This window comes from Rhodococcus jostii NBRC 16295, from assembly GCF_001894825.1.
GTDB lineage: Bacteria > Actinomycetota > Actinomycetes > Mycobacteriales > Mycobacteriaceae > Rhodococcus_F > Rhodococcus_F jostii.
Map to the genome: position 1 here is coordinate 20,878 of NZ_BCWY01000106.1, position 6,457 is coordinate 27,334.

Annotated in this window: 6 protein-coding genes; 5 read left to right on the top strand and 1 reads right to left on the bottom strand. The window is 67.7% G+C overall.

Going from position 1 to position 6,457, the window contains the following annotated elements; all coding sequences use genetic code 11:
- Positions 1-208 precede the first annotated feature (208 nt).
- The 4 genes from RJ1_RS38745 (at position 209) to RJ1_RS38760 (ending at position 4,477) form a co-directional block, all read left to right on the top strand.
- The gene (locus RJ1_RS38745) at positions 209-916 is read left to right on the top strand and encodes a TMEM165/GDT1 family protein (RefSeq protein WP_083400556.1); all 708 of its coding nucleotides are present in this window, start codon (positions 209-211) and stop codon (positions 914-916) included.
- A gap of 82 nt (positions 917-998) precedes the next feature.
- Positions 999-2,675, top strand: coding sequence for an NAD(P)/FAD-dependent oxidoreductase (locus tag RJ1_RS38750; RefSeq protein ID WP_073368803.1), 1,677 nt, complete (start codon positions 999-1,001; stop codon positions 2,673-2,675).
- A 13-nt stretch (positions 2,676-2,688) separates the two neighbouring features.
- A complete protein-coding gene (locus tag RJ1_RS38755) occupies positions 2,689-4,137 on the top strand; it encodes an ATP-binding protein (protein ID WP_073368804.1) in 1,449 nt (482 codons plus the stop codon).
- The gene (locus RJ1_RS38760) at positions 4,130-4,477 is read left to right on the top strand and encodes a UBP-type zinc finger domain-containing protein (RefSeq protein WP_073368806.1); all 348 of its coding nucleotides are present in this window, start codon (positions 4,130-4,132) and stop codon (positions 4,475-4,477) included. The genes RJ1_RS38755 and RJ1_RS38760 overlap by 8 nt, the downstream gene beginning before the upstream one ends.
- A 73-nt stretch (positions 4,478-4,550) precedes the next feature.
- Here RJ1_RS38760 and RJ1_RS38765 read toward each other — a convergent pair whose 3' ends face one another.
- Complete coding sequence (locus tag RJ1_RS38765) at positions 4,551-4,898, bottom strand: hypothetical protein (RefSeq protein ID WP_073368808.1); 348 nt, start codon at positions 4,896-4,898, stop codon at positions 4,551-4,553.
- 149 nt (positions 4,899-5,047) lie between these two features.
- Here RJ1_RS38765 and RJ1_RS38770 point away from each other — a divergent pair, with 149 nt between their 5' ends.
- On the top strand, positions 5,048-6,349 hold the full coding sequence (locus RJ1_RS38770) for a Fic family protein (protein WP_073368810.1): 1,302 nt from the start codon (positions 5,048-5,050) through the stop codon (positions 6,347-6,349).
- The last annotated feature ends 108 nt before the right edge of the window (positions 6,350-6,457 follow it).

The window sequence follows — 6,457 nt, forward strand, 5'->3', positions numbered from 1 at the left end:
GCTAACGTTACGGACATCGAAGGGGAGTAGCCCCCAATCGCCTGTGTCGACATACTGGCTCGTTGCTTCACCGCACCGGACCCGGCCTGGCGAACCGCCGCCGAATCACCGGCGCCGGTGGGCGAGACCTTCGGCCGGGCAGACGTACCCGCGTCTGCCAGGCCGGAGGAATCCACCTGTCATCCTCCGACCGACCACCTGGAGGAGGATGTCCGTGCTGACCGCCGCACTGCTGAGCTTCGGCGTGATCTTCGTCGCCGAGCTGGGCGACAAATCCCAGCTCATGGCGATGACGTTCGCCCTGCGTTACCGCTGGTGGGTGGTGATCTCCGGCATCACCGTCGCCACCACCGTGGTCCACCTGGTGTCCGTGGCCGTCGGCCACTACCTCGGCGTGGCGCTCCCGACCGCGGCGATCAGCATCGTCGGCGGTGTGGCCTTCCTCGTCTTCGGCGCGTGGACGCTGCGCGGCGACAATCTCAGCGAGGACGAGCAACTCAAGGCCGGCCGCGCCACCCGCTCCGCGTTCCTGGCCGTCACCTCCGCCTTCTTCCTCGCCGAACTCGGCGACAAGACCATGCTCGCCACCATCACCCTCGCCACCGACCACGACACGATCGGCGTGTGGATCGGGTCGACCGTCGGCATGGTGGCGGCCGACGCCCTGGCCATCGTCGTCGGCGCCGTACTGGGCAAGCATCTGCCCGAGAGCGTCATCCGCGTCGGCGCGGCCGTGCTGTTCTTCGCGTTCGGCATCTGGCTGCTGCTCGAGGGCCTGCTCCCCGGCAACGCGGCCGGCCCGATCGCCGGCGCCGCCGTCGTCGTTCTGGCGCTGGCCGGTGCCGCGGGCCGCGCCGTCTGGTCACGACGTCGCGTCGTCCCCGCGGAGAGCGAACCGATGCAGCACCAGGACTGAATCCGGTCGACAAAGGCGCGCCCTCGGGCAATACTCGGAGCCCTGGAGTTCCTCGCAGTTCTGTACGGACGAGAGGGCGTACGTGACCAATCCCGTAGCGAGCGGCAAGCCTGCGATTCTCACGGTCGACGACGATCCCGGGGTGTCCCGCGCCGTCGCCCGCGACCTCCGGCGCCGATACGGTGAGAAGTACCGCATCATCCGCGCCGAATCCGGCGAGTCGGCCCTCGACGCGATGAAGCAGATGAAGCTGCGAGGAGATCCCGTCGCCGCGATCCTCGCCGACTACCGCATGCCGTCGATGAGCGGCATCGAGTTCCTCGAGAAGGCGATGGATCTGTATCCGGTCGCGCGCCGCGTGCTGCTCACCGCCTACGCGGACACGGACGCCGCCATCGAGGCGATCAACGTCATCGACCTCGACCACTACCTGCTCAAACCGTGGGATCCGCCCGAAGAGAAGCTGTACCCGGTGGTCGACGCGCTGCTCGAAGCGTGGGCGTCGTCCGATCACCATCCCGTCGAGGAGACCAAGATCGTGGGCCATCGCTGGGCGCCGCGGTCTTCGGAAGTGCGCGAGTTCCTGGCCCGCAACCAGCTGTCCTACCGCTGGTACATGTCGGACGAGCCCGAGGGCGGACGGTTGCTCAGCGCCGCCGGTGAGGACGGCCGGCGCCTGCCGGTGGTGATCTGCGCCGACGGCGAATGCCTCGTGGAACCCTCGGACACCGAACTGGGCCGGCGTCTCGGACTCCGGACCGACCCGTCGGAGAACTTCTACGACCTCGTGGTCGTCGGCGGCGGACCGGCCGGTCTTGGCGCCGCCGTGTACGGCGCCTCGGAAGGTCTGCGCACCGCCCTGATCGAGCGGACCGCCACCGGTGGGCAGGCGGGTCAGAGTTCACGGATCGAGAACTACCTCGGCTTCCCCGACGGCGTGTCCGGTGCGCAGCTGGCCGAGCGGGCCCGCAGGCAGGCCACCCGGTTCGGGGCGGAACTCATCACCACCCGCGACGTCGTGGCCCTCGAGGTCAACGGTTCGGCGCGCACCGTCCGGTTCGCCGACGGCGACACCATCGACGCGCACACGGTGATCCTGGCGACCGGCGTCTCCTATCGGCGTCATCCGGCGCCCGGAGTCGACGATCTCACCGGCCGCGGCGTCTACTACGGCTCCGCCGTCACCGAGGCCGCCCGCTGCACCGACCAGGACGTGTACATCGTCGGAGGGGCCAACTCCGCCGGACAGGCCGCGGTGTACCTGTCGCGGGGCGCCCGCTCGGTCACCATCGTCGTGCGAGCGAAGTCGCTCGAGGATTCGATGTCGTACTACCTCGTCCAGCAGATCGAACGGAACCCGCGCATCCGCGTGCGGCCGTGCACCGAGGTGGTCGGCGTCGAAGGCGAGGGTCACCTCGAGAAGGTCCGGCTGCGCAACAACGTGACCGGGGACGAGGAGACCGTCGACGCCGGGTTCCTGTTCCTGTTCATCGGGGCCGCCCCCCGCACCGAATGGCTCGAAGGCGTCGTCGCGCGGGACGAGTACGGGTTCGTCGTGTCCGGCCCCGACCTCGTCGTCGACGGAAAACCGCCGAGCGGCTGGCCCCTCGACCGTCTCCCCCACCACCTCGAGACGAGCGTCCCGGGGATCTTCGCGGCCGGTGACGTGCGCTCCGAGTCGGCGAAGCGGGTGGCGTCGGCGGTCGGAGAAGGCGCCATGGCCGTGATGCTCGTCCACCGCTACATCGGCCAACCGTGATCGGGGGCAGACCATGACCCAACTCCCGTGCAATCCCCCCGAGCTGAGGACGTTGTTCCTCTTCGAGCAACTCACCGATCACCAGCTCGAGCAACTCTGCGAGAAGGGGCACGTCGAGCTGATCGAACCCGGGCCCGTGTTCGCGGAGGGTGAGATCGCGACCTGCTTCTACGTGCTGATCGAAGGCGAACTCGTGCTGAGCAAGCTGTCGGGCGGCGAGGAGATCGAGTTCAGCCGGACGTCGCAGCGCGGCGTGTATGCCGGTGCCTGGCAGTCGTACCTCGGCGACCGCGCCCCCCAGACCTACACCGCGTCGATGCGCGTCACCGCTCCGTCCCGGTTCTTCGTCCTCGACGCCGACCGTTTCGGGCAGCTGATGCGCGAGTGGTTCCCGATGGCCGTGCATCTGCTGGAGGGGTTGTTCTTCGGCAACCAGAACGCGAAGCAGGTCGTCGATCAGCGGGAGCGTCTCCTCGCGCTGGGTTCGCTGTCCGCGGGGCTGACGCACGAGCTCAACAACCCGGCGGCCGCCGCCGTCCGGGCGACGGCGTCGCTGCGCGACCGGGTGTCGCACATGCGGCAGAAGCTCGGTGTCATCGCGTCCGGCGTGTACGACCGGCAGGCCCTGGCCACGTTGATCCGGTTGCAGGAGGAGGCCGCCGAACTGGTGGCGAAGGCGCCGACGCTCACCCCCCTCGAGGCGTCCGACCGTGAGGACGAGCTCGGCGACTGGTTCGAGGACCACGGCGTCTCCGGCGGCTGGGACCTGGCACCCACGTTCGTGCAGGCCGGTCTCGACGTGCCGTGGCTCGAGCGGATCGTGGCCAGCGTCGACGACGAGTCGATGGTCGAGAGCGCGATCCGCTGGCTCAACTACACCATCGAGACCGAACTGCTGATGAACGAGATCGCCGACTCCACCGCCCGGGTGTCCACGCTGGTGAACGCCGCGAAGCAGTACTCGCAGATGGACCGCGCCCCCTACCAGCGCGTCGACCTGCGGGAACTCCTCGACAGCTCGCTGGTGATGCTCGGACGCAAGATCGGCGACTCGGTCACCGTGGTGAAGGAGTACGACCCGGCCCTGCCGCAGATCCCCGCGTACGCCGCGGAACTCAACCAGGTGTGGACGAACCTCATCGACAACGCCGTCGCTGCCATGGAGGGCCACGGCACCCTCACCGTCCGCACCCGGCGCGACGGCGACATGGCCCTCATCGAGATCGCCGACACCGGCCCCGGCGTGCCGGAAGAGATCCGGTCGCGCATCTTCGAGCCGTTCTTCACCACGAAACCCGTCGGCGAGGGAACCGGCCTCGGCCTCGACATCTCCTGGCGCATCGTCGTGAAGAAGCACCGCGGCGACCTGCGCGTGGAGTCCGAACCGGGCGACACGAGGTTCCAGGTCCGCATTCCGATCGAACCCGAAGTCGTGTCAGCAGAAGGAGTCTCAGATGGGTGAGCTGGACGGAATCAACCCGAGCGTGCCGCCGAGCGGCGAGGGATGCGCCGACTGCGACCCTGCCGGCGGGTGGTGGGTGCACCTGCGCCGCTGCGCGCAGTGCGGGCACATCGGTTGCTGCGACTCGTCGCCTGCGCAGCACGCGACCAAGCACGCCGCCCACACCGGGCACCCCGTGGTACGGAGTTTCGAGCCGGGTGAGGTCTGGTTCTGGAACTACGCCACCGAGACAGCGTTCGAGGGCCCGGAACTGGCCCCGCCGCAACACCATCCGCTTGATCAGACCGTCCCCGGCCCCGCCGACCGTGTTCCGCCGGACTGGCAGGCGCAGATTCACTGAGTCAGTGCGGTGCACTCGCCGAGTGCGCAGAACTGCAGTCACCCACTCGACATTCCCCTCCAGAACTGCGCACTCAGAGTTGCCCGATGCGGTGTGACGTCGCCGCGTCCTGCTCGTCGTACCGCGCCAGCGCCGCTTCGAAATTCGCCTTCAGATCCAGGGCGTAACGCTCGTGCGCGGCGAACGTCCCGATCGCCGAATCCTCCTCCGCGACAACCGGACCGCCGATCGCCGCCGCCCGGAACCGCGCGGCCAGTTCCGCCGCCGAACGCAGATGCGTCTCGCCGAGACCGAAGTTCTCGGGAGCCAGCTCGCGGCGCGCTCGCTCCCGCAGGTCCCGCATGTCCGCCGCCAGCACGTCGCACGCGGCAATGCACCGCACCAACGCCTCGCGGTCTACCTCGAGCCGATCCCCGGTCACCCGTCCCCCTACGGTCGTCCTGCGCGCGTGCCCCTGATCCGCGCGAGAACACAAACTACCAAGACTCGTACCCATTGACCGTCACCATCGCCGATTAAAGGTTGATACCATAAACTTTAATAACTTCGGTCTCGAGTAAGGGATAGCGAATGGCCGAACTACGCGAGTCGTACTGGGATGCGGACCCGTCGTCCGGACTGATCGCCCGTGACCGACGCGGCGGCCGCTACACGGCCTACATCCCTGACCTGATCTGCACACGCCCCCTGATCCTTTCCTCGGAACTCTCCACCAAAGCAGCCGCCGCCGAACGCGCAATCCGAAAACTCGGCAGCGGGCCGGGCGCGAAGGGGCTGGAAGGGATCTCCCGACTACTTCTCCGTTCAGAGGCCATCGCCAGTTCCATGATCGAAGGCATCGCCCCCTCCCCACAGCAGGTCGCATTGGCCGAACTCGCCCAGGACGAGGAGGTCCGCGGGTTCGGCGATCACGCCCGACTCGTTGCCAACAACATCACGGTGCTGCGCCGCGCGTCGCAGGAACTGGTCGAGACGGAATTCGTCACCACCGAAGACGTGACAGCGCTCCACTCGGCGCTGCTGCCCGGTGAACGCCACCGTGGACTCCGGGAGGTGCAGAACTGGATCGGTGGGTCGAACCGGAACCCGCTCGAGGCGGAGTTCGTGCCCCCGCCGGCGCCCGAAGTGGAACCCCTGATCGCCGACCTCGTGTCGTATCTCAACGGTTCACTGCACGGACCACTGATTCAAGCGGGCATCGTTCACGCCCAGTTCGAGACCATCCACCCGTTCACCGACGGTAACGGCCGCGTCGGTCGCGCAGTCATCCACACGGTGCTCGCGCGTCGAGGACTGACTCCCGGCGCGATCTTGCCGGTCAGTCTGGTGCTGGCAACGCTCACACACCGATACGTCGCCGGGCTCTCCGCCTATCGGTATGTCGGCGACCCGCTGGCGCCGAACGCCGTCGACGGAATCTCCTCGTGGTTGAGCACATTCGTCGAGTCGGCGGCGATCGCTGCAGAGAATGCCAGCCGCCTTGCCGACGATATCGGCGACCTGCAGAGAGAATGGACGCATCAACTCGGCACGTACCGCGCCACGCAGGGGTTACGCGAGGAACCTCGCGCAGGCTCTGCGACTGCCCGAATTCTTCAGATGCTGCCCGAAGCGCCGATCATGACAACGAGGACAGTGCAACGGATCCTGAACGTGTCCTTTCCTCCCGCGCGCGCGGCCCTCGAAGAACTGGCGGATGCCGGCATCCTCACTCGCAAAAGTGTGGAAAGGGGGACCACCGGCTATCTCGCGAGTCAGATTCTCGACCTCATCGGACTTGCCGAGCGAAGGCTTGCGAGTACACGATTCGACACCAGAATCGCTCGACCCCAGAGATCCGCCCCAGCGCTACCCGACGAGCGCCACGGTTGAGCGACATCGCCGGCACCTTGCCTCTGCCGTCACACCGCGCGGACGTTATGGTGCAGGTCACCAGGGTCGGCCAACGGAGGTCGCCGGAAAAGAAGGATGCGAACTGTG

Excerpts from the sequence above, each read along its gene's own strand:
- RJ1_RS38770 (WP_073368810.1), top strand. The coding sequence starts at position 5,048 with ATGGCCGAACTACGCGAGTCGTACTGGGATGCGGACCCGTCGTCCGGA.
- RJ1_RS38745 (WP_083400556.1), top strand. The coding sequence starts at position 209 with ATGTCCGTGCTGACCGCCGCACTGCTGAGCTTCGGCGTGATCTTCGTC.
- RJ1_RS38755 (WP_073368804.1), top strand. The coding sequence starts at position 2,689 with ATGACCCAACTCCCGTGCAATCCCCCCGAGCTGAGGACGTTGTTCCTC.
- RJ1_RS38760 (WP_073368806.1), top strand. The coding sequence starts at position 4,130 with ATGGGTGAGCTGGACGGAATCAACCCGAGCGTGCCGCCGAGCGGCGAG.